Source organism: Blautia intestinihominis, assembly GCF_040096655.1.
GTDB lineage: Bacteria > Bacillota > Clostridia > Lachnospirales > Lachnospiraceae > Blautia_A > Blautia_A intestinihominis.
The window spans coordinates 1-23,207 of the sequence record NZ_JBBMEI010000003.1; the positions used below are offsets into that span (position 1 = coordinate 1).

Consider the following 23,207-nt stretch of genomic DNA (forward strand, 5'->3'; position numbering starts at 1 on the left):
GATTTTAATTCACATAAAATTCAAAGAATCAAGGCAACCAGTGCGGAAAATATATGGCAAAACGGACGTGTTAGCGTTGACTGACAACTTGTGTATGAGATATAATAAATTCTAACAGCAGACAGGATGACTTGATCTACCTGAATGCAACTACACAGACACGTTCAAATTTTATAAATACTAAAGAACAGACTCTGATGGCGAGGAAACATATGTATAGGGGTTACTTGTTCACAGGTAGTATCCCGCGAGGCGTTTTGCCATGAATATGGCAAAATCCCGAGAAATACAGGGCAAAATCCCATCACCGAAGGTGATTTGGAATGGATTTTGACCAAGTTACTGTGAACGGAGTGAACAGTAACTTATAGGACCGGGTAGGTCACTGCAGATCCGAGCAGGAATAGTTGTTGGCATGAATTTACAGGACTTCTCTACCCTGATGGGCGAGGAGTCTTTTTGTGTATAAGGGGGAAAATAATGAGAGGACTACGGAAATACCTGACGCCATTTGCACCAGATCAGTCAGGTGCAGTATCGGTACTTTTTGAACTGGGAGGTATTGTGGTGATCTGCGATGCGGGGGGATGTACCGGTAATGTATGCGGATTTGACGAGCCGCGGTGGTTTGAACAGAAAAGTGCGATCTTCAGCGCCGGACTTCGAGATATGGATGCGATCCTTGGACGTGATGACCGTCTGGTGACGAAGCTTGCAGATGCAGCACAGAAGGTAGATGCAACGTTCGCAGCAGTGATCGGAACCCCGGTTCCGGCGGTGATCGCAACGGATTATCTGGCATTGAAACGCATGAGTGAGAAGAAGATAAATCTGCCGATCCTGACCGTTGATACAGATGGAATGGAACTTTATGACAAAGGCGAGGAGAAAGTTTTTGTGGAGCTTTTCAAAACTTTTGCAACGGAAAAATATCCAGTGGAAGAGCGCAGGATCGGTATCCTCGGAATGACTCCGCAGGATGTCAGCGACCTTGCGGCAGCAGACAAAATACGTGCCCTGTATCAGCAGAAATATGGTCAGCAGGCGGTCTGTTACTGTATGGGCGACGGACTGAAAGAAGTAAAAAAAGCTTCCTCAGTGAGTAGAAATATCGTGGTTTCTCCGGCGGCACTTATGGCGGCGAAATATCTGGAAAAGACATTTGGAACGCCATATGAAATCCACTATCCACTGGTAGAGGAACTGCTTCCGAAACTGGATTATACCGGCAAAAAAGTCCTTGTTGTACACCAGCAGGTGATCGCCGATTCCATCCGCAGAGAACTGCTGGAGAGAGGCGCAAAGACCGTCCAGACAGCAGGCTGGTTTATGATGAAAAAAGAACTTCTGGCAGACGGAGATATGTCTCTTCGTGACGAGGATGACTACATAGAACTGGTACAAAATGGAGATTTTGATATCATTTTTGCAGACGGATGTATGGAGCGCATGACACCGGAATTTAAAGGAAGCTTCATAAATACAAGACATTTTGCAGTATCAGGGAAGCTGATCGGGAAGTAAAGTCAGCTGATCACGAGCAGACAATTGTAAATAAAAAATCCTGCTGTATCTATGGAGTGATATAGCAGATTGGAGAAGATTATGAGTGAAGAAATCACCAGACAGATCCGCATTTACGGAATCGTACAGGGGGTAGGATTCCGGCCAACGGTCAGCCGCCATGCGGCCACGCGGGGCATCCGTGGAAATGTCTGTAACAAGGGACCTTATGTGGAAATTTACGCACAGGGATCAGAGGAAGCGGTCAGAGGATTTATCTCAGATATCCAGAACCGGCCGCCGAAACGTGCAGCGATCCTCAAAGTAAATGTCGAAAATGTAGAGCATCCGGAAGCGTATACACAGTTTGATATCATCGAAAGTGAGAAGACAAAAGGAGAGATTTTTGTCTCACCGGACATTGCAATCTGCGATGAATGCAAGGAGGAAATATTTGATCCCAGGAATCGGAGATATCTACATCCGTTTATCAACTGTACCTGCTGCGGACCGAGACTGACGATTCTGGATTCGCTTCCTTATGACAGAGAACGGACCAGTATGAAAGAGTTTCCGATGTGCCCGGACTGTGCAAAAGAATACTATGATCCGGCGACAAGAAGATACGATGCACAGCCGGTCTGCTGCAATGACTGTGGACCGGAAGTATACCTGATCGGCAGAGAAGAAAGAGGCAGGGCTGCGATCACTTATGCGAGAAAAACGATTGCAGAGGGCGGGATTGTTGCGATCAAAGGCATCGGTGGATTTCATCTCTGCTGTGATGCTTCAAATGAGGGGGCAGTCAGCCGCCTGCGGCAGCTCAAACGTCGTCCGATGAAGCCTTTTGCAGTGATGGCAAAAGATCCCGAAGCTGTCAGAAAAGAATGTGAAGTTAGCGCAGAACAGTCCAAAATTCTCGACGGACATCAGAAGCCGATCCTGCTTCTGGATAAGAAAAAAGAGGCTGAGATCCTCTGTCCATCCGTGGCACCGGGCAATCCAAAAGTCGGTGTGATGCTGCCATATGCACCGGTACAGCTTCTGATCTTTACGTATGATGACGGGATTGAAATGCCGGAATTTCTGGTAATGACCAGTGGAAATATATCCGGTGCGCCGATCTGTCGTGACGATCGGGAAGCAGAGGCAGAACTGTCTGGATTCTGCGACTGCATGCTGTCCCATGACCGCAAGATCCGTATCCGCGCAGACGATTCTGTAATGGATTTTTATGAGGATAAACCATATATGATCCGCCGTTCCAGAGGTTATGCACCACTTCCGTTTATGGTTTCCACACCATATCAGGGACAGGTGCTCGCAATCGGTGGAGAACTCAAAAACTCCTTCTGCATCGGTGTGGATAACCGTTTTTATCCGTCCCCATATGTGGGAGACCTGGAAGATCTGCGGACAGTAAAAGCACTTCGTGAGACAGTCGGAAGACTGGAAACACTGCTGGAAGTGGAGCCGGAGATCGTATGCTGTGATATGCATCCGAAGTACAATTCTGTGATGGTCGCAGAAGAACTTGGATTACCGGTAGTGAAGGTACAGCATCATTATGCACACATTCTTTCCTGCATGGCAGAGAATGACTGTGCAGAGCAGGTGATCGGCGTATCGTTTGACGGAACCGGCTATGGAACAGACGGTACGATCTGGGGAGGAGAAATCCTTCTGTCAGATCTGAATGGATTCGAAAGAGCAGGAAGTGTCATGCCATTCCTGCAGATCGGCGGAGATGCTTCTTCAAAAGAGGGATGGCGTATCGCAGTTTCCCTGCTCTATGGAATGACAGGTGACAGGGAAAAAACATCTGAAATTATAGAGAAATTAGAACTTTGTACGAAACAGGAAGCAAATGTACAGTTCACCATGGCAGACCGTAAGATCAATGCCGTGATGTCAACCAGCGCAGGCCGTTTGTTTGACGGTGTAAGCGCGATACTTGGAATCCGCAGGAAGTCCACATTTGAAGGTGAGGCGTCCATGGCACTCGAATTTGCCGCGGAAGAGTATCAGAAGAACAGGTTAAAAAATGCGAAAAAGATGCCGGAGATACCGACTTATGAACTATTAAAAGAAGGCAATGACCGGCTGCTTCTCAACACCGGCTCCCTGATAAAAGAAATCCTGTACCGCAGGTTAAACGGTGAAGATTCTGACCGTCTGGCATACATTTTCCATCAGGAACTTGCCCGCCAGATCACGGCATCCTGTGTGAAGATCAGAGAGCAGAGCGGCTGTAATAAAGCAGCTTTAAGTGGCGGTGTTTTTCAGAACCGGCTGCTTCTGGAACTGACTGATCATATGTTGAAACAGCAGGGATTTGAAGTGCTGAAACATCAGCTTGTACCGCCAAATGACGGCGGGATCGCACTTGGACAGGCAGTGTATGCGATGGCATATTTAGATAGAAATAGAAATAAGTAAAAAGGGAGGCATTACCATGTGTGTAGGTTTATCAGCAAAAGTAGTAAAAATCAGTGAAGGAACAGCAGTTGTAGACGCTGGCGGAGCTAAAAGAAAAGTTTCCGCACAGCTTCTGGAAGACCTGGAACCGGGTGATTATGTGATGATCCATGCAGGTGTTGCAATCGCAAAGATCACTGATGAAGATGATGACGAAACAGATCAGTTAATGGAGGAACTGCTGTAATGGGAGAAGAGAGAAAAAAAACAGCCCGCGAGATCATAGAGAACTATGACGGTCCGGCAGTCCGCATCATGGAAGTCTGTGGAACACATACACACGAGATTTTTCGACTGGGAATCCGCAAACTTCTGCCGCCGCAGGTAGAACTGATCTCCGGTCCGGGATGTCCGGTCTGTGTGACCCCGGTTGGATTCATTGATGAGGCAGTGTGGCTGGCACTGGAAAAAAATGTAACGATCTGTACTTTCGGAGATCTGGTACGAGTACCGGGAACTAAGATGAGCCTTGCAGGAGCAAGAGAAAAAGGCGCAAAGATCCGTATCGTTTATTCTCCGGCAGATGCAGAAAAATATGCACTGGAACATCCGGAAGAACAGGTTGTATTCCTGTCTGTCGGATTTGAAACTACAACACCGGCAGAATGTCTTTCTGTAAAGCAGGCAAAGAAGGATGGTCTTTTCAATTATTCTCTGCTGATGGCAAATAAGACCATGCCGCAGGCATACGAGGCACTAAAAGGAAGTGCAGATGTTTTTCTGTATCCGGGACATGTCAATGCGATCACAGGAACAGAACTCTGCGAACATCTGACAGAAGAAGGCGTAAGCGGTGTTGTTGCCGGATTTACTGCGAAAGAGCTTCTCACAGCACTTGCCGTTTCCCTGGTGAAATTCCAGGAAGGAAAACCATTCTTTGCAAACTGCTATCCGAGAGTCGTGAAACCGGAAGGAAGTCGCGAAGCACAGCAGCTCACTGAAGAAATGACAGAAGCCTGTGACAGTGAGTGGAGAGGGCTTGGCGTGATTCCGAGATCAGGTGTCTGTCTTAAAAAAGAGTGGAGCGATTTTGACGCAAGAAAGAAATACAATATTCCACCGATCCAGGGTAAAGCAAACCCGGCATGCAGATGCGGCGATGTCCTGCAGGGCAAATGCAAACCATCCGACTGCAAAGTATTCGGTAAAGTCTGCACCCCTCAGCACCCGGTAGGAGCATGTATGGTTTCAAATGAAGGCGCATGTTCGGCTTATTATGCGTATGGGGACAATAAATAATACCAGGGATTAAAGTTCCAAATGCTGAGTATGTTTACAGGTATAATAATGTTAAGAGAAAAGAGGACAATCCTATGAGCAGTTTAAAAGATAAAACAGTAACAATGGCGCACGGCGCAGGCGGCCGCCAGACTTCAGAACTGATCGACCAGATCTTTGCAGCACACTTTGCCAACCCGGATTTGACAGCAGATGATGCGGCAGTCCTGACACCACCGGCAGGAAAAATGGCAGTTTCCACAGACGGATTTATCGTCTCACCGGCATTCTTTCCGGGCGGAAATATCGGTAAACTTTCCATTTGCGGTACGGTCAATGACCTCGCATGTATGGGTGCAAAACCACTGTACCTGACCTGCGCATTTGTCATCGAAGAAGGCTTCCCGATGGAAAAACTGGAAGAAATCGCCTCCGCAATGGAAAAAACAGCCGCAGAAGCAGGCGTACATATCGTGTCCGGTGATACCAAAGTTGCAGGCAAAGGACAGGTAGACGGCGTTTTTATCACAACGACCGGAATGGGACAGATCGAAGACGGCGTAAAAGTCGGCGGAACCCTTGCACAGCCGGGAGATGCGATCATCGTAACCGGTGATGTCGGAAGACATGGATGCACGATCCTTCTTGCGAGAGAAGATTTCGGGATCGAAGCAGATGTCACCAGCGACTGCGCGCCGCTCTGGAAAGCAGTAGAAGCTGTCATGAACACTACCCACGATCTCCATGTGATCCGTGATGCCACAAGAGGCGGTGTCGGAACCGTCCTCTATGAAATTGCAGGACAGAGCAACGTCGGGATCCGCCTCGATGCAGCCTCCGTCCCGGTAGCACCGGAAGTTAAAGGAGTCTGCGGTATGCTCGGACTTGAACCGCTCTATCTGGCATGCGAAGGCCGCATGGTCATCATGGCTCCAAAAGCTGAAGCAGAAAAAATCGTCGAAACCCTCCGCCAGTGTCCATATTCCAAGGACGCCGCCATCATCGGAGAAGTCACCGCCGACCAGCCAGGCAAAGTAGTCATGACAACTGAGATCGGCACCCAGGCACTCCTGCCACAGCCGGGAGGAGAACTTTTACCACGTATCTGCTAATTGCGAAACAATGGAGCATTCTGTAGAATTATTATTAAGGAGGATAACCATGGACACAAGAGTAGCAGTAATATCCATCATCGTCGAAGACAGCGATTCCATCGAAACCCTCAACCAGCTTCTTTACGATGCCCGCGACTACATCATCGGCCGCATGGGCATCCCATACCGTGAAAAAGGAATCAGCATCATCAGCATCGCTATCGATGCCTCACAGGACATTATCAGCGCCCTTTCCGGCAAGATCGGCCGCCTCAAAGGCGTGTCCACCAAGACCGCTTATTCCAATGTCATCACACACGCGGAGGAAAAACATGATTAAAATAGCAGTATACGGCAAAGGCGGAATCGGCAAATCCACAACCGTATCCAACGTGGCAGCCACCCTCGCAGAAAAAGGACTGACCGTCATGCAGATCGGCTGCGATCCAAAAGCAGATTCCACGATCCAGCTTCGGCATGGAAAACAGATGCGGACCGTACTCGATCTCTATAATGAGAAAAAACAGAATCTCAAGCTCGAAGACATGATCACAACCGGCTATCAGAGCGTGATCTGCGTAGAGGCCGGAGGCCCCACGCCAGGACTTGGCTGTGCAGGACGCGGGATCATCACTGCCCTCGAAAAATTAAAAGAAACAGGAGCTTACGAGACTTATAAACCGGACATCGTCCTCTACGACGTTCTCGGAGACGTCGTCTGTGGCGGTTTCTCCATGCCGATGCGAAAAGGCTATGCAGACAAAGTTTTTATCATAACTTCCGGTGAAAACATGGCAATCCATGCCGGAGCCAATATTGCCATGGCCGTACAGAACTTCAAAAACCGTGGTTACGCAACCCTTGGTGGCATCATCCTGAACCGCCGCAATGTAAAACGAGAAGAAGAAAAAGTACAGGAACTTGCCGATGATTTTGAAACGCAGATAATCGGAAAACTCACCCGCAGCGACCTGGTCACAGACGCAGAAGAACAGGGCAAAACCCTGATGGAATGTTACCCGGACAGCGAAATGGCAGCAGAATACCGCACACTGGCAGAAAACATTCTGGCTATCTGCAGAAAGGACGGGCTATGCTGAAACGAGTTGGCGGTGAAATAAACCCGGAAGGTGCAGTCATAACGATCGGAGAAGCTGATTTTCCTGTTCCATTTCCGCTCGGACTGGAATTCAACTCTCCGGCACATGGCAACTGGAATATCGTCCACACCGGAATGCTTATGCCTGAGGCGATCCAGATCTATGTCTGCGCAGACAACTGCATGCGAGGCGTCGTTCTGACAGCGGCAGAGATGAATGCGGCAGACCGTTTTTCCTTTGTCACTGTGGAAGAAGAAAATCTCCTGAACGGAAATCTGGAGGATGTGACGATCGAAGGAGTGACAGATATCCTCAATAAATTAGAAAAGAAACCAAAAGCAGTGCTTCTTTTTACTGTCTGTCTGCATCATTTTCTGGGATGCGACCTGGACAGAGTCTATGAAGAACTAGGCACACGTTTCCCGGAGATCGTTTTTGTGCGCTGCTTCATGGATCCGATCATGCAGAAACATGGACTGACACCGGATCAGAAACTGCGAAAGGCAATGTACGATCCGCTTATCACGAAGGAGCCAGATCCGCTGACAGTAACGCTCGTTGGAAGCGACTTTGTACTTGATGAAAGCAGTGACATCAAACGATTGCTGAGAAGTACCGGTCACACTTTGCGGGAACTTCCAGCCTGTAAAACATGGGCGGAATACCAGCAGCTTGGAAGTGCAGAAATTTTTGTTTCCTGTTACCCGCCGGCAAAATACGGTGCAGCCATGCTGACAGAACGCCTGAACAGAACACATCTGTATCTTCCGGGCAGTTTTGATTATGAGGAGATCAAAGAAGAAATTCGAAATCTGATAAAGGAGCTTCAGGCAGGATGGAGCCGGGAGGATACTTCGAATACAAAGTGTGCAGATATCACATCCGAAGAAATAGAAGCATTTTGCCAGAGAGAGATCACTCTTTGCGAAGATTCCATCAACCACGCAAAATCCATCATCGGCGGCACCCCGGTCGTTCTGGATTATCTGTACCACCCAAGACCATTAGGTCTCGCAAAACTTCTTCTGGAACACGGTTTCCATGTAACAACCGTCTACCTCGACAGCATAAGTCCGGAAGAAAAGCCGGCCTTCGACTGGCTGAAACTTCATCATCCGGACCTGGAACTGCGTGCCACGATCCAAACCAAGATGCGTGTCCTTCCGCGCGGGACAGAAGGTAAAGTTCTTGCTATCGGACAGAAAGCCGCCTGGTTTTCCGGCAGCAGAAATTTCGTCAACATGGTACAGGGCGGCGGCTTGTGGGGCTTCGACGGGATCCGAGGAACCATGGAACTGATGACAGAAGCTTTTCTCGAAGAAAAAGATCCCGAGGATCTGATCGTTCGTAAAGGATGGGGGTGCGAAAGCTGCATATGAGACAGTCATACAAAATCATACCGATCTACACCGCCGATGTTTCTGGTGTATGCTCTGCCCTGTATGACCTGGGCGGCATGGTAGTCATGCACGACCCGTCCGGCTGTAATTCGACTTATAATACACATGACGAGATCCGCTGGTACGACCAGGACAGTCTGATCTATATTTCCGGGCTGACAGAGATCGATGCAGTTATGGGAAACGATGCAAAATTCATTCACGATATTGAAGAAGCGGCGAAAGAACTAAAACCGAAGTTCATCGCACTTGCAGGCTCGCCGATCCCATTTATGAACGGGACAGATTTTCCTGCAATCGCGCAGGTGATCGAAACAGAGACAGGAATCCCGGCTTTTGCAGTTCCGACAAATGGCATGCATGATTATACTTACGGAGCAGGTCTTGCACTGGAGAAAATCGCAGAACGATTTGTTAAGAAACCGCATCATATCAGACCGCATACCCTTAATCTTCTCGGCGTAACCCCGCTGGATTTTGGTCCGCAGGCAAACGTAGATGCCATGAAACAGACTTTACGCCAACGTGGCTGGGAGGTCATTTCTACCTGGGCGATGGGAGATACGCTTGAGGATTTATCCCATGCAGGTGAAGCAGAAGTAAACCTGGTCGTATCCTCCGTAGGTCTTCCGGCAGCAAAGATCCTCCAGGAAAAATTCGGAACTCCATATGTTATTGGAACTCCGGTTGGAGGATTTACAGAAGAACTCATCCAGGCAATAAATGAAGAAGTTTCACATCATAATGAAGCAGAAGAAGCAGACAAGAACAACATTCTCGCGGCATATCTTAAGAACCGTCTGGCAGGAACTCCGCAGATAACTCTGATCGGAGAAGCCGTGACCATGGGCTCCCTGGCAGTAACCCTCGAAAAACAATACAACAAACCAGTCCGCGTCATCTGTCCGCTGGAAACTCACGAAGGTCTTCTCGCACCGAATGACTGTACAGCAGATGGAGAAGAAGAAATGGAGCAGCTTCTAAAGGATGCAGGGATCATCTTTGCAGATCCTCTTTACCGCCCGATCTGTCCGCCGGATTCTACATTCATCGAACTTCCGCATATCGCTTTTTCCGGCAGGATTTTTCTGAAAAAGATCAAAAAATGCGGGATCTTTGGAGAGTTAAACGATATAAAATTGCCGTAAAAACGTACATTTTAGTGGATAAAAGCGTTGAAGACTTCTATAATAAATATAGTATGTTTTGGACTTAAGAAATCTTATTCAGCTTCCAGACCTACATGCAGCACTGTAGCGACTGGAAGCTTTTTTTAATACAGGAAGGAAAAGAATGGAAATTTTTACATCTCTTGCAGCAACTCACCTGGAGGATCCTGAGCGGCTCAAAGGTTATCTCAGCAAGATCATGGTCTCCAGCAATCATCTCCTTTCCCTGATCAATGATGTGCTTGATATGAGCCGCATTGAGAGTGGCAAAGTCAAAATAGAAGAAAATGAATGCAGTATTCCTGTAGTGATGCATGACCTCCGAAATATCCTTCAGTCAGACATCAAGGCGAAGCGATTGGATTTCTTTATTGATACAGTCGATGTAGTACTGATGGATGTCCAGATGCCGGAAATGGACGGCTACGAAGCAACAAGACGGATCCGAAGACTGGAAAATCAGGAGATCGCATCGAAGCCGATCATAGCCATGACAGCCAATGCCTTTGAAGAGGACGTACAGGAGGCACTTAAGGCAGGAATGAATGACCATATGGCCAAACCGATACGGATTGAAACACTCTATGCACTGATGAGAAAATATTTGTAAAATATTACATTGACTAAACAAAAATTCAGTGATATGATAAAGAAAAAAGTACGGGAGGAATTCATCATGAAAACACTTGAAACTAAAAACGCACCAGCAGCAATCGGACCATATTCACAGGCAAAAATGGTAGGAAACTTCGTATTCGCATCAGGTCAGATCCCGGTAGACCCGGCTACAGGCGAAGTTGCAGGCGACAAGATCGAGACTCAGGCAGAGCAGTCCTGCAAGAACGTTGGAGCAATCCTCGAAGAAGCTGGTCTTACATTTGACAACGTTGTAAAGACAACATGCTTCCTTGCTGACATGGCAGATTTCGCTGCATTCAATGCAGTTTATGAGAAATACTTCACAAGCAAACCGGCTCGTTCCTGTGTTGCTGTAAAACAGCTTCCGAAGAACGTTCTGTGCGAAGTAGAAGCAATCGCAGTAGCAGAATAAATCATAAGAAATACAGCACAAGAAGGGGATGTTTCGACACCCCCTTTTTGCGTTGCAGGAGAATAAAATGAAAGACCATCATGTGAAATTAACGGAAACAGACCGTGAGATCCTGAAATCCTACAGCACGATGCTGGAAGGGCTGTCCATGTATCTTGGGGAAGGGTACGAACTGGTGCTTCACAGTCTGGAGGATTACTCAAGCTCTGCGGTCAAAGTAATTCATGGGCTTCACACAGGAAGAACAGAAGGCGCGCCTCTCACAGACCTTGCACTTGATCTTCTGGAAGAGATGCAGAAGGAAGATGCAGATAGCCGCGGGATTACGTATTTTACTCACAATAAGAAGGGGGAACCGCTGAAATCCGTGACGATTCCTGTCCGCGGAGAAAAAGACCGCATCATCGGACTGCTCTGCATCAATTTTTATCTGAACACACCATTCTCAGAATATATCAGCAACTTCGTGGCATGCGGCTTGAAACCACAGGAGCAGTACGAAAACCGCAAAGAGAATTTTTCCTCCAGCAGCGTGGAACTTCTGGAAGACATGGTAGAGGAGATCCGACGCGAGGTCATTGAGGACAAAGACATCCCGACCTCCAACCGAAACAAGGAGATCATCCAGAGACTTTATCAGAAAGGCGTCTACAACATGAAAGATGCGGTAGTCAGGACCGCGGAAATCCTTGGAATCAGCAAGAATACGGTGTATCTGCATTTGAGGAATCTGGAGCAGGAATAGAACAGGAGGCAGCATGGCAAAGAAGAAATTTTATGCAGTAAGACAGGGAAGAAAGACCGGGATGTTCCTTACCTGGGACGAGTGTAAGAAGCAGGTGATGGGGTATCCGGGCGCGATATATAAGAGTTTTGGGACGGAAGCGGAAGCGAAGGAGTATCTGGGGATTAGGCAGGAGGCAGGTATATCTGGTGCTTCTGGTTCTGGTGTGGGAAGTGTGGTGGCTGCAAATGGGATGCAGGCAGACAGTAATGCAGCAGACGCAGTAGAAATCTACGTCGACGGAAGTTACCACGCAGGCACGAAAGAATTTTCTTACGGAATGGTCGTTCTGATCGATGGAAGAGAAGAAAAGTTTTCACAGAAAATGTCCGACCCGGAGCTGGCACAGATGCGAAACGTGGCTGGTGAGATCAAAGGAAGCGAGGCGGCGATGCAGTACGCTCTGGATCACAAAATTCCCTCTATTATCATCTACCACGATTATCAGGGGATTGCGAGCTGGTGCAACGGCGACTGGAAGGCAAATAAAGCCGGGACGATCGCGTATCGCGATTTCTACCAGAAAGCGAAAAAGAGTGTTCATATTGAATTCCGCAAGGTTAAGGGACATTCTAATGATAAATATAATGATATGGTGGATGAACTTGCAAAAGAAGCACTTGGAATCCATTGACAAAATCCGTCAAAAAGCCTTATACTATCACTGACTCTGGCATGACCAGAGCAGAACTTTTTGAGGAGGATATTATTATGAAAAACAACAGCAGTATCAAAACCGTAGTTGCTGTCGGAATCGGCGCAGCATTGTTCTTTGTACTCGGACGTTTTGTTGCAATACCGAGCCCGGTACCAAATACAAACATCAGCCTTCAGTATGCAGTACTTGCACTTCTGGCTGCTATGTACGGACCGGTTGCAGGCGGACTGATCGGTTTCATCGGTCACGCTCTGATCGATCTTTCCTGGGGTGGAAGCCCGTGGTGGAGCTGGGTTATCACATCTGCATTTGTCGGTGTGGTCATCGGATTATTTGCCAAGAAACTCAACGTTCAGGACGGCGAGTTCGGTAAAGGCAAAGTTGTAGTATTTGTAGTTTCCAACGTGATCGCACACGTGATCGGCTGGGTAGTTGTAGCTCCTGTTCTTGACATCCTGATCTATGCAGAACCGGCAAACAAAGTTTTTGCACAGGGTGTGTTCGCAGCAGTTTCCAACAGCATTACCGGCGTGATCGTAGGTGGACTTCTTGTTCTGGCATATACCAAGACCATTGCAAAAAAAGGTTCTCTGGATATGGAATAAGATGGTTGCTTAAAAGTAATAAAGCCTTCTCATATGGCTGTTCTGGCTTGTGAAAAGGCTTTTTCTATTGCATTTGTTATTTATTGTGAGTATTAAATTTGAGGTGTTTAAATGACTGAAAAAAAATCCCCTGTTATTTCATTCAAAGATTTTTCATTCCAGTACCGGGCGCAGAAAAAGCCCACACTGACCGGAATCAATCTAGATATTTATCCGGGCGAAAAGGTGCTGATTGCTGGCCCATCGGGAAGTGGTAAGAGTACACTCGCTGGTTGCGTGAATGGTCTGAATCCTTTTTCCAATCCAGGCGAGTGCAAAGGTACGCTGACAGTAGATGGCGTAGATGCACCGCACAGCAGTATTTTTGAACTGTCTGCACATGTAGGAACTGTTCTGCAGGACCCGGATGGTCAGTTTATTGGTCTGACTGTCGGCGAGGACATTGCGTTTGCACTGGAAAACAGTTGTACACCTCAGGATGAAATGCATGAAATTACGAGACATGCCGCAGAATTGGTAGGAATCGAGAGTCATCTGGGTTATGCACCGCATGAACTGTCTGGCGGACAGAAACAGAGAGTCAGTCTTGCAGGAGTCATGGTGGATCAGGTAAAAATCCTTCTGTTTGATGAGCCTCTGGCAAATCTCGATCCGGCCGCCGGTAAACAGGCAATCGAGCTGATCGATGAGATCCAGAAAAAAACAGACACGACGGTTCTGATCATTGAGCATCGTCTGGAAGATGTCCTCTGGAGAAATGTTGACCGTATCGTACTGGTGAACGAGGGAAAAATCCTCGCGGACATGACGCCGGATGAACTTCTTTCTACAAGTCTGCTTGCAGATAACGGAATCCGTGAGCCGCTTTATGTGACTGCCATGCGTTACGCAGGAATTGATATTACAAAAGAGAAGAAACCTGCACACGTAGATTCTGTTGTGCTGGACGATATAGACCGTAAGAAACTTCAGGATTGGTTCGAGGCACAGCCGATTCAGGAAGATGCAGGAGAACGCGAAAAACTCCTGGAAGTCCGCAACTTAAGCTTCGGTTATACGAAAGACCATCAGACACTGCGAAATGTAAGCCTGTCGATCGATAAAGGTGAGATGGTCAGCATTGTGGGACGAAACGGTGCAGGAAAATCAACATTTTCCAAGCTGGTCTGCGGATTTGAAGACCCGGATTCCGGAGAGATTTCCTTCCACGGAAAAGATCTGTTGAAAGAAAATATCCGTCATCGTGCGAAATACATTGGATATGTCATGCAGAATCCAAACCAGATGATCTCCAAGACAATGATCTATGACGAGGTAGCACTGAGCCTTCAGAAATCTGGAATGGCAGAGGCGGAAGTTCACCAGAAAGTAGAAGATACGCTCAAAATCTGCGGGCTTTATCCATTCCGAAACTGGCCGGTATCGGCATTGAGTTTCGGTCAGAAAAAGCGTGTGACGATCGCAAGTGTACTTGTGCAGGATCCGGAACTGATCATCCTGGATGAGCCGACTGCAGGACAGGATTTCAAGCATTATACAGAGATCATGGAGTTTTTGCGTAAGCTCAATGAGCGTGGAGTGACGGTTGTTATGATCACGCATGATATGCATCTGATGCTGGAATATACACCAAGGGCACTTGTGTTTTCAGATGGACAGCTGATCGCAGACCGCAGAGCTTCTGAAGTACTCTGTGATCCGGAACTGATCGAGCGTGCCGCGCTGAAAGAGACAAGTCTCTTTACACTGGCAAACCACTGCGAGATCACACCGCCGGAGGTATTTGTAGAAAGATTTATCGGAGAAGACAGGGAGGTGAGAAGCCATGGCCGCTAAGACTGTATTAAACTATCTGGACCGCGACAGCGTAGTACACAAGATGACAGGAACTACCAAGCTGGCATTTTTCCTGCTGTTTACGTTCGCAAGCATGATCACTTATAATATCTGGGTGCTGCTGGGGCTTTTTGCAGTCAGTCTTGCAGCGTTTAAGCTCAGCAAGATCAAATACCGCGAAGTGCGGTTTATGATGATCTTTATGCTTGTTTTTTTGCTTTTGAATAATGTGTTTATTTTCCTGTTCGACCCGAATCAGGGAACGAATCTGTATGGAACGAGACATGTGCTTTGTCATTTGTTCTGGAGATATGATGTGACCGCGGAGCAGATGTTTTATATGCTGAATATCTCTCTGAAATATTTCGTGGCATTGCCGGTAGCGATTCTGTTTATTTCTGCGACAAACCCGAGTGAGTTTGCGGCGAGCCTGAACAGCATCGGAATTTCCTATAAAGTAGGATGTTCTGTGGCGATCGCGCTTCGTTATATCCCGGATATCCAGAGAGATTATCACAGTATCAGCCAGGCACAGCAGGCAAGAGGAGTGGAGCTTGGAAAGAATGAGCATTTCTTCTCCAGGTTGAAGAACTCTGTCAATATTTTGTTGCCACTGATACTGACAAGTCTGAATCGCATTGATACAATTTCCAATGCGATGGAGTTGCGTGGTTTTGGAAAAAATAGGAAACGGACCTGGTATACCAGGAGGCCGTTTGCAAGACGTGATTTTATTGCCCTGGGGCTGGGCGTGGTGCTGTTGATTGTAAGTTTTACTGTAACTATTAAGTTTGGACGGTTTTATAATCCTTTCATATAGTAAGAGTACTAACTTTGCTGGGAATGGAAACTTAAGGTAGTTGGATGGGTGTTGGATTTACTGGGAAAACGGAAATTAAGGGTATTGGGATGACTGGTAGAAGAGTAAGTATATATTGGACCAAGAGAAATTTAGGTGGAAAATGGCCTGTAGAAGAGTAAGGTGTCTGGGAGTCCACAGAGCGACCGAAAATAGATGGTTTGAATTGCAATCATTTCTACTCAGGTCAATACAAGCTTTAAAATTAGATGCTCCAGCCCCTGGAATCTTGATTTACGACCAATAAACCAATAGTATGCTAAAATGGCAGGACATCTTCTCCATATAAAAGAGAAGAATCCTGCCATTCTTACATATTGCGATATCATTCATACGAAAGTCTTCTGACCTGAAACACCAAGAGAATTTTTCAAAGGGTACTACATAAGAAAAAATTCCCGTCAAACACCCAGCCCAGGGGTGGCGAGGGGACGGGCGACGTCCCTTCGCGGTTTTCTTACATTCCAAATGTAAAACAAATCCCCCAGGGTACACACCCTGAAAAAACCAAATGTCAATGAAATTAACGGGTCAAAGGGCAGTCCCCTTTAATTACTGAATTGCAGCCTTCTTAACCTGCACCAGTGCCTTCGCCACCGCCGGAATAGAAATCACAATTACAGTAATAATAGCTTCTGCAACCAGATAGCTATAATTATACACAATAGGATAAACCGCAGTCAGAGATTTCGGGAAATTTTCCGGCATATAACTCATCCAATACAGATATCCCCCAAGTGCATGAAACGCACCCCTTGCGATAACCGCCGCAATATATCCCTTAAGCAGTCCATGGCTCTGCTTTGCAAAAAATCCCGCAACGCCAAGTGCAGCAAACGCAAGAATATAATCACAGCAAACCTGGAAGAAGGAAAGTACATATGGCTCCTGGATAAACTGCAGGATTCCATAAGCAAGACCGACAGTAATACCGGTTCCAACACCATACCAGTTAGCAACCAGTACAATGAGCAGCATACTGCAAAGAGTAACACTTCCACCCCACGGCAGAGTAAAAATCTTCAGATAAGAAGTAACAAAAGCAAGCGCCATTGCCACAGCACAGAACACAAGCTGCCTTGTAGTAAGCTTCTGTTTCTCTGAATGCTTGCCTGCAAAATAGATCGCAGCCAGAAACAGAACGATTCCGGCGATGATCGCGATGGCATATCCGGCTGTAGTCAGCCCGCCGTCACTTGTAACCATAAAGTTAAACATAAAATAAGACCTCCCTCGTCTTCGATTGAAATAACAGCCTTCGAAAAAGATGACAAGATTACCTTCGTCATCCTGAACCGGACCGATGAAGAACTCACAGCACATATCCGCCTCGGAGAATACTGTACAGAGATTACTGTTCAGCCGAAGTCCATCGGGTCCGGCGTGATGACGGAGTGGAAATAAATTAATAGTTGACATTTCGATAACTATGGCATATGCTAATAATAGCTAAGAAGTGAGGATAAACTTCCATAAGGCAAAACGAAAACCCCCAGAGTTGCCGCTCTGGGGGTTTTCTTGCTCGTTAACGGTGAGCTGTTCCGTTTAGGCTGTTGCTGCCTATCGTCTTCCGCTCAGCCATTTGCATATGTAGTAGCTAACTACGTTTGCTAACACGGAGACAAGAAATGAGGATAAAAATTCTTCCATAAGATTCACCTCCTTCCTGCTGGAGGGTCGGCAGCATTTATAGTATAACACAAATAAGAACAAAATGGGCGTAAAATATAAAATGTTTAGTATTGAAATATAAAAATGTAATCTTTAACGTTTTCAAGTTTTTTGACTTTAAACCCCAAAAGTACTTGTGTTTACAGGTTACTATGAGCTATACTGAAATGGTATCTGTCCGGAGCCTTATGTTTCGGTCGTGTGTGAAAATTGGGAGAGGATTTAAATTATGATTGTTACTTTAATTGAGAAAGTTTACAGCTTTCTGTGGGGAAATCTGGTGCGGATTCCGCTGCCGGGAGGCAGTTCACTTGGAATTTCACTGTTGATCATCCTGCTGATTCCTATAGGAATCTATTTTACGATCAGGACACGTTTCCTGCCGATCCGTCTGTTTCCGGATATGGTAAGTGCGCTGGTTGAGAAGAAGAAGGACAAAAACAGCCTGTCATCGTTCCAGACACTGGTCGTATCGACAGCGACCAGAGTTGGTATGGGAAATCTGGTCGGCGTGGTTGCGGCGATATCAGCCGGAGGAGCCGGGGCAGTGTTCTGGATGTGGATCACAGCACTGATCGGTTCGTCCACCGCCTTTATCGAGGCGACACTGGCACAGCTCTACAAAGAAAAAGACCCGCTGTATGGCGGTTACCGGGGCGGTCCGGCATACTATATCCATGCATACATAGAAGAAAAACAGCACAAAAAGAGAAAGAAAGTCGTGCTCTCTGTATTATTTGCAATCTCCGGTCTGATCTGCTGGTGTGGTATCAGCCAGGTTATCAGCAATTCTGTTGTTTCTTCCTTTAAGAATGCATTTTCTATTCCGCCGATCTATACGACGGTTGTACTGGTTGTAGTTGCTGCAGTGATCGTGCTTCGTAAGAATGCGACAGTCAAAGTGCTTGATATGGTTGTGCCGGTAATGGCAGTGTGCTATTTTGCAATCACAATTTTAATTATTGTGATGAACATTGGAAGCCTTCCGGGAGTTTTTGCAAGGATCTTTCAGGAAGCATTTGGACTTCGTCAGGCGGCAGCCGGCGGTTTCGGCGCAGTACTGATGAATGGAATCAAGAGAGGTCTGTTTTCCAACGAGGCAGGTTCCGGCTCTGCACCGTGTGCGGCAGCAGCGGCAGAATGTGATCAGCCGGTTAAGGCAGGACTTGTACAGGCACTTGGTGTTTTTGTAGATACGATCGTGATCTGCAGCTGTACTGCAATGATCATGCTCCTCGCACCGGAAGAAAAAGTCGCAGGACTTTCCGGGATGGATCTTCTGCAGACGGCAATGGAACATCATCTCGGAAGATTCGGCGTGATCTTCATTGCAGCGACACTGTTCCTGTTTAGTTTTTCCACCTTCCTTGGAATCCTGTTTTATGCGAGAAGCAATGTGGCCTATCTTTTTGGAGATAACTGGGCATCCCAGACTGCATACAAAGTTCTTGCACTTATTATGCTGTTCATCGGCGGTCTTGCGGCCTATACTTTTGTATGGGACCTTGGCGATGTGGGAATCGGCCTTATGACAGTCTTCAACATCATCATCCTGTACCCGCAGGGCGAAAAAGCATTGCGAGAGCTCAAAAAATACGAAGAAAGCAAAAAAGCAAAATAAATCAAAAGTCTTCCGGAACAAAAATTCTGGAAGACTTTTTTTATAAAAAACAAATTTGCAAAACTCCGGAGTATACTGAAAGTATAAACAACAGAACATACTTCTGAAGGAGGAAACATGATGGAAAATTTAAAGATAATGTGGAAAAAGACAGCGTGTGCAATTATGATCGTGGCAGTATTGGTCACTGGAATCCTGACACCGACACAGACGACACAGGCGGCAGTTTACAGTTGGATGAGGACTGCAAAAACAATGTATCTTAACAGGACGATCAACGGAACGGCAAGAAATAATGTAAAACCGACGCTGATGGATCCATATGACTGTTATGACGATTATTTTTATGTGAAAATTCCGGCAAGAATGGAACTATATCTTTCCATTTCTGTAGAGGGAACTTCTCCGTTTGATTTTATCAGAGTTTATAATAACAGTGGAAATGAAATCGGTTCTGTGTACAGTGGATGGTCTTATAACAGAAGCTCAAATAGATGTTATATCAAGATAAAAATGAATTTAAACGGCGGTTCTTATTATATCCGTCAGGCAGATATTTATAGATCCAACAGCGAAAAACACCGCTATTCCGTACGGCTTACCGGTCAGTTTGCAAATGCAGTTTCCTTTAGCGGACTCAGAAAGGCTTACTCCGGAGCCGCGAAATTAACATGGAGACGATTCAGTGGTGTAGATGGCTATGAAATCTTCCGGAGCACTTCTGCCCGTGGCACTTACAGACGAATTGCAACCGTCGGAAGAGGAACTACTTCCTGCACAAACCGCGGACTCAGAAGAAACGCCAGATACTACTACAGAATCCGTGGCTACAAAAACATAAACGGAACAAGAGTATACACAAAAACTTCTGCAACAAGATCTGTCAGAGTATAGCAAAATAATAAAATATCTGTATATCCCAGGCATCCGGCTTTTCGAAACCGGGTGCCTGATTTTGAGTTCACCTGCTTAATGCAACATCCCATTGGTTTTTGCACAGAAAAATGGTATAATTTTTTCAGCAAAACTTAAAGGGGAAGAAGGAGCATATATGGCGTCGACATTCGAAAAAATGATACAGGATTTCAGCAAAAAAGACACAACGAAACTTCTTGAAAAAGAAAAATGGTGATATCATTACAGCGACAACATATTCCGCAGATACGGAACTTGCTGATGGCGGAAAGGCAAAAATGCTGTCCATTCGTATCGAATAATATCAGGCGGCAGTCTGAAATACCATAAAAAAAACAAATATGCAAATCTTTTATTGTAAAATTATAGTGTAATATTATAATTAGAATAAAGGGGCGTGTATTATGGAAAATGGAGATATTGGATTATTAAGATACTGTTTTTCAGCAGCGGGTCAGAAAAATCAGAAAGAGACAGCAGACTGGCTTCAGAAAGTTTCAGACTGTCTGCAAAATGCCGGAGCAGGGAAGGTATTTATGGATGAAAAAAAGGACGAAATACTTTTCCGGGTCAATCACCGGAAAGCATCAGAGAAAAAAGACATTATAGAATACAGAGTAAAAATAATACCGGGCAGCAGCCAACTTACACTTGTACAGACAAATCTATGGGAGAACGAAGCACAGGCCAAAAAACTGATGTGCTGGTATGCGGCAAAACGTAATGAAAGACTCACGCATGATATACAGTATTCCATGAACCCGGTCCAACTAAAAGGAAAGGTCATACTCAGAAATGGATGGGAAACGGAACTGATACGTAGAACAGGAGAGATGAATCGCATCGTCATGAATGACAGAGAGATTTTTGAGGCATTGAGCAGAGGAAAGGTGCCGGACTGTATACAGAATCAGGTTCGCCAGGAGTACCAGGAGTATGAAAGGGAAATCAGACATGGCGTCGATATTTGAAAAGATGATACAGGATTTCAGAAGGAAAGATATGGCACAGCTTCTGGAGGAATGCATGAAGCCAGATGTGAAAAAAGCGAAAAAAATTCCACTGAGGTATCGTCTTATTGCAATAGGCTTTGTTTCACATATGACACTGGATGAGCTGGACAGCAAGTTAAAAGAGAACGGGTGTGAACAGCTGTATGCCCGTAATCAGGTGGAGGCAACGCTGATCTATGCTTTCCTGAAGGGATTTTCTTACGAAGAGTGGCTGAATCTGGAAAGGATCTGCCGGGAAATGAATGATGACAGAACCGATATGTGGTTTAACAGTTCGACCGTAACATATCGGGAACTTCGGGAATATGTCCGCCAGAATTCTGACATCACAGAAGAGGAACTTCAGACTCAGAAAGTTACAAGAAAGCTTCGCAGACAGATCGAAAAAAGTACTACCGAAGAAGATTTTCTGAAATTTATGGAGGACAACCGGGAAGATTTCTGTGTGGTCCGTGAGAAAGCCAGATATTATTTCTGCAAATATCTGTGCTATTATATCGAAGAGAAAACAGAAGCATACCTGGCAGCAAGAAAGAGTGGTTTTGGTCAGGAACAGACACTTGCAGAACTGAATGTACTGAAGTGCGTAGAGCTTCTTCGAAAGAAGTTTAAAGATGACCAGGAAATTCGTGAAGCGCTTCTGGACTGTGCGATTTCTTTTGGAAATATTTATGATGCATTTAATTATTTTTATTTTGAGTATGTTTCTACAGACTGGATGGAAATTCTGATGGATGGTTATCAGGGAAGCCTCAGTAGAATGTCAGAGAAAGAAATCGAATTTCTTGCCCATGCGATCCGGTCATATGAGGATGGATGGGATGAATTGTCAGATGAAGAAGTAATCCAAAGAAAAGTGCAGGAGATAGAAGAACAGGAATGTCTGAAAGACAGTCAGTATGCAAGGGAAGAAAGCAAGAGACAAACTTATCAGAAGAATCGTTCCGGAGAGAAATCGGTCCGCAGTTATATCAAAGGAGTGACGGATCTGGACAGGACGACACTTATCTGTTATCTTCTGTTTATGGGACAGGAATCTCTTGAAAACAAAGAAAGAGTGATGACCAGAGAAAGACTGGATCAGATTCTTCTGGAATGTGGATATGCAATGCTGCGGGACGGCGATGACTTTGATCGTTTTGTGATCCAGTATTTAGAGGTGGATGACCGCATGGGATTTCTCATGGAGAGTGTTGCAGATGCGGCAAGAAGCGAAAAGAATTTTTATCTCTATCATATGTATCAGGGAGCTGTAAGTGAAAATAAAAAACTCAGAACTCTGATAGACTGAGAGATTGCAATAAAAATCTGCATAACGGATGGAGAACAGAGCACGTATGGGAAAGATAACAATAACACTTAGAGAAGATCGCCTTCCGGAAGGAATCGTTTTGGCTGGAAAATGCCGTATTTTGAGGACTTTGCGGATGGGAGAATTTTCTGTTACTTATGAGGCAATGCTTGGAAACAGGAAAGTAGCTGTCAAAGAGTTTTATAACAGGGGCTGTATGTACCGGCAGGGTAACAGAGTTGTTCTGACAAATGAAGAAGACCAGCAGGAATTTGAGAAAGCAAAGCAGAAATTTGTAGAAGAGGCACGACGGCTCAGTAAGTTTGCCTCACAGCCGAATGTGGTTCGGGTGTATGGTTATTTTGAAGCAAATAATACGGTTTATATTATCATGGAGTTTCTCGATGGTCCCGGGCTGAATGAATATTTCCGAAAAAAAGGAAGAGTAGAGGCGGCAGAGATGTTTGGCATGCTGCTTCCGGTAATGCGGACACTGGACAAAATTCACGAGTCTGGAATCATTCACAGAGATATCAGTCCGGATAATATTAAATTTGCACAAAATGATGCTTCAGGGACAGGATTGAAGCTGATGGATTTTGGGTCTGCCAGAGATTATCTGAACAGAAATACCTATACTATGGAACTGAAGGATGGCTATGCTCCGCTGGAGCAGTACTCAGAACATGAACAGGGACCATGGACAGATGTTTATGCGCTCAGTGCAGTTATATATCGTGGAATCACAGGACAGAGACCAATGAGATCCGTCAGACGGGCAGAACATGATGATCTGCGCATGCCGTCGCAGCTCGGAATCCCGATTCCTCCTGTAATAGAAGAAATATTAAAAAGAGGATTGAGTATTCGGAAAGAAAACCGCTATCAGAAAATGGCGTCTATGATAAAAGATGTAGAAAAATTTTCGGGAGGAATGTGAA

The 23,207-nt window shown here is 45.9% G+C and carries 23 protein-coding genes; 22 read left to right on the top strand and 1 reads right to left on the bottom strand.

The window, feature by feature from the left end:
• The first annotated feature begins 480 nt into the window (after positions 1–480).
• From WMO75_RS01635 to WMO75_RS01710, 16 genes are all read left to right on the top strand, one after another.
• A complete protein-coding gene (locus WMO75_RS01635) occupies positions 481–1,524 on the top strand; it encodes a nitrogenase component 1 (protein WP_118698586.1) in 1,044 nt (347 codons plus the stop codon).
• An 81-nt stretch (positions 1,525–1,605) separates the two neighbouring features.
• Positions 1,606–3,942 (top strand): carbamoyltransferase HypF, encoded by a 2,337-nt coding sequence (hypF, locus tag WMO75_RS01640; RefSeq protein WP_291581267.1) that lies wholly within the window; start codon positions 1,606–1,608, stop codon positions 3,940–3,942.
• A gap of 16 nt (positions 3,943–3,958) precedes the next feature.
• A complete protein-coding gene (locus WMO75_RS01645; RefSeq protein WP_291581270.1) occupies positions 3,959–4,168 on the top strand; it encodes a HypC/HybG/HupF family hydrogenase formation chaperone in 210 nt (69 codons plus the stop codon).
• Positions 4,168–5,220: a hydrogenase formation protein HypD gene (gene hypD, locus WMO75_RS01650; protein WP_291581272.1), complete on the top strand. Its 1,053-nt coding sequence runs from the start codon at positions 4,168–4,170 to the stop codon at positions 5,218–5,220. Before WMO75_RS01645 ends, hypD begins: the two co-directional genes overlap by 1 nt.
• 74 nt (positions 5,221–5,294) lie before the next feature.
• On the top strand, positions 5,295–6,311 hold the full coding sequence (gene hypE, locus WMO75_RS01655; RefSeq protein ID WP_022213577.1) for a hydrogenase expression/formation protein HypE: 1,017 nt from the start codon (positions 5,295–5,297) through the stop codon (positions 6,309–6,311).
• A 49-nt stretch (positions 6,312–6,360) separates the two neighbouring features.
• Entirely contained in the window at positions 6,361–6,633 is a 273-nt protein-coding gene (locus WMO75_RS01660) for a TM1266 family iron-only hydrogenase system putative regulator (RefSeq protein WP_022213576.1), read from the top strand.
• Positions 6,626–7,393, top strand: coding sequence for a nitrogenase iron protein NifH (locus tag WMO75_RS01665; protein WP_022213575.1), 768 nt, complete (start codon positions 6,626–6,628; stop codon positions 7,391–7,393). The genes WMO75_RS01660 and WMO75_RS01665 overlap by 8 nt, the downstream gene beginning before the upstream one ends.
• On the top strand, positions 7,387–8,772 hold the full coding sequence (locus WMO75_RS01670; RefSeq protein WP_349077514.1) for a nitrogenase component 1: 1,386 nt from the start codon (positions 7,387–7,389) through the stop codon (positions 8,770–8,772). Before WMO75_RS01665 ends, WMO75_RS01670 begins: the two co-directional genes overlap by 7 nt.
• On the top strand, positions 8,769–9,941 hold the full coding sequence (locus tag WMO75_RS01675; protein WP_118253684.1) for a nitrogenase component 1: 1,173 nt from the start codon (positions 8,769–8,771) through the stop codon (positions 9,939–9,941). Before WMO75_RS01670 ends, WMO75_RS01675 begins: the two co-directional genes overlap by 4 nt.
• 145 nt (positions 9,942–10,086) lie before the next feature.
• Positions 10,087–10,572, top strand: coding sequence for an ATP-binding response regulator (locus tag WMO75_RS01680; RefSeq protein ID WP_330679339.1), 486 nt, complete (start codon positions 10,087–10,089; stop codon positions 10,570–10,572).
• A 66-nt stretch (positions 10,573–10,638) separates the two neighbouring features.
• Entirely contained in the window at positions 10,639–11,013 is a 375-nt protein-coding gene (locus WMO75_RS01685; protein ID WP_022213698.1) for a RidA family protein, read from the top strand.
• A 67-nt stretch (positions 11,014–11,080) separates the two neighbouring features.
• Positions 11,081–11,758, top strand: coding sequence for a helix-turn-helix transcriptional regulator (locus WMO75_RS01690; protein ID WP_022213697.1), 678 nt, complete (start codon positions 11,081–11,083; stop codon positions 11,756–11,758).
• Positions 11,759–11,771: 13 nt separating this feature from the next.
• The gene (locus tag WMO75_RS01695) at positions 11,772–12,431 is read left to right on the top strand and encodes a ribonuclease H1 domain-containing protein (protein WP_022213696.1); all 660 of its coding nucleotides are present in this window, start codon (positions 11,772–11,774) and stop codon (positions 12,429–12,431) included.
• A gap of 77 nt (positions 12,432–12,508) precedes the next feature.
• Positions 12,509–13,060 (top strand): ECF-type riboflavin transporter substrate-binding protein, encoded by a 552-nt coding sequence (locus tag WMO75_RS01700; RefSeq protein ID WP_022213695.1) that lies wholly within the window; start codon positions 12,509–12,511, stop codon positions 13,058–13,060.
• Between the two features lie 111 nt (positions 13,061–13,171).
• Positions 13,172–14,896, top strand: a complete 1,725-nt coding sequence (locus tag WMO75_RS01705) for an ABC transporter ATP-binding protein (RefSeq protein WP_302699992.1) — start codon at positions 13,172–13,174, stop codon at positions 14,894–14,896.
• Positions 14,886–15,716, top strand: a complete 831-nt coding sequence (locus tag WMO75_RS01710; RefSeq protein ID WP_118254428.1) for an energy-coupling factor transporter transmembrane component T family protein — start codon at positions 14,886–14,888, stop codon at positions 15,714–15,716. Before WMO75_RS01705 ends, WMO75_RS01710 begins: the two co-directional genes overlap by 11 nt.
• A gap of 591 nt (positions 15,717–16,307) precedes the next feature.
• Here the strand turns inward: WMO75_RS01710 and WMO75_RS01715 are convergent.
• Positions 16,308–16,973, bottom strand: a complete 666-nt coding sequence (locus WMO75_RS01715; RefSeq protein WP_118698594.1) for an energy-coupled thiamine transporter ThiT — start codon at positions 16,971–16,973, stop codon at positions 16,308–16,310.
• Between WMO75_RS01715 and WMO75_RS19945 the strand changes: the two genes are divergently transcribed.
• From WMO75_RS19945 to WMO75_RS01740, 6 genes are all read left to right on the top strand, one after another.
• Positions 16,860–17,159: a glycoside hydrolase family 30 beta sandwich domain-containing protein gene (locus tag WMO75_RS19945; RefSeq protein WP_118698644.1), complete on the top strand. Its 300-nt coding sequence runs from the start codon at positions 16,860–16,862 to the stop codon at positions 17,157–17,159. The genes WMO75_RS01715 and WMO75_RS19945 overlap by 114 nt on opposite strands.
• Before the next feature lie 496 nt (positions 17,160–17,655).
• On the top strand, positions 17,656–19,047 hold the full coding sequence (locus WMO75_RS01720; RefSeq protein WP_118698595.1) for an alanine/glycine:cation symporter family protein: 1,392 nt from the start codon (positions 17,656–17,658) through the stop codon (positions 19,045–19,047).
• 117 nt (positions 19,048–19,164) lie between these two features.
• Entirely contained in the window at positions 19,165–19,941 is a 777-nt protein-coding gene (locus WMO75_RS01725; protein ID WP_147399626.1) for a fibronectin type III domain-containing protein, read from the top strand.
• A gap of 425 nt (positions 19,942–20,366) precedes the next feature.
• The gene (locus WMO75_RS01730) at positions 20,367–20,933 is read left to right on the top strand and encodes a hypothetical protein (protein ID WP_118698597.1); all 567 of its coding nucleotides are present in this window, start codon (positions 20,367–20,369) and stop codon (positions 20,931–20,933) included.
• Complete coding sequence (locus tag WMO75_RS01735; RefSeq protein ID WP_118698598.1) at positions 20,899–22,266, top strand: hypothetical protein; 1,368 nt, start codon at positions 20,899–20,901, stop codon at positions 22,264–22,266. The genes WMO75_RS01730 and WMO75_RS01735 overlap by 35 nt, the downstream gene beginning before the upstream one ends.
• Positions 22,267–22,312: 46 nt before the next feature.
• On the top strand, positions 22,313–23,206 hold the full coding sequence (locus WMO75_RS01740) for a serine/threonine protein kinase (RefSeq protein ID WP_158583623.1): 894 nt from the start codon (positions 22,313–22,315) through the stop codon (positions 23,204–23,206).
• Position 23,207: the final 1 nt, after the last annotated feature.